This is a genomic window from Mesorhizobium sp. M4A.F.Ca.ET.020.02.1.1, assembly GCF_004022645.1.
Taxonomy (GTDB): Bacteria; Pseudomonadota; Alphaproteobacteria; order Rhizobiales; family Rhizobiaceae; genus Mesorhizobium.
Genome location: NZ_RZOI01001345.1, coordinates 1 through 580 on the forward strand (window position 1 = coordinate 1; position 580 = coordinate 580).

1 protein-coding gene is annotated in these 580 nt (G+C 59.3%); it reads left to right on the forward strand.

Annotation, left to right across the window (positions count from 1 at the left end; translation table 11 throughout):
* Positions 1–223: 223 nt before the first annotated feature.
* The coding region (locus EN742_RS37060) for a GMC family oxidoreductase N-terminal domain-containing protein (RefSeq protein ID WP_281035073.1) at positions 224–580 on the forward strand (357 nt) is incomplete at its 3' end.

Sequence of the window (580 nt, forward strand, 5' to 3'; positions counted from 1 at the left end):
CGTCGAGCTGGGCAAGCTGGAAGCGGGCCAGAGCGTCGGTCTCGTCGGCGACATCTTGCCGGCAGGCGATATCGTGCGTTCGATTTCCCGCGAATATGTCGCCGCGGTGACCTCGTTGCCAGGCCCGATCGAGAATTAGGGCGAATGGCGATGCCCCCAAAATCGTTGCGCGTCGATGATTCTTCCAGAACGCTGTCAAACAGGCGTAACGAAAGGCTTTGGCTTGCAGACCTATGACTATATCGTCGTTGGTGCCGGATCATCCGGCTGTGTGCTGGCCAATCGCCTGGTGAATGCCGGCAAGAGCGTTCTGCTTCTGGAATCCGGCCCGCGCGACGACACACCGTTCATTCACATTCCGGCAACTTTCGTGCGCGTCCTTGGCACAAAGCGCACCTGGATGTATCGGACCGAGCCGGAACCCGGTGCGAACGGACGCGTGCTCACTGTGCCACAAGGCCGTACACTGGGCGGCGGCTCATCCGTCAACGCTATGATCTATATCCGAGGACAAGCCGAGGATTACGACACGTGGCGCGATCTCGGCTTGTCCTCGGATATAGATCATAGCGTTGACGGA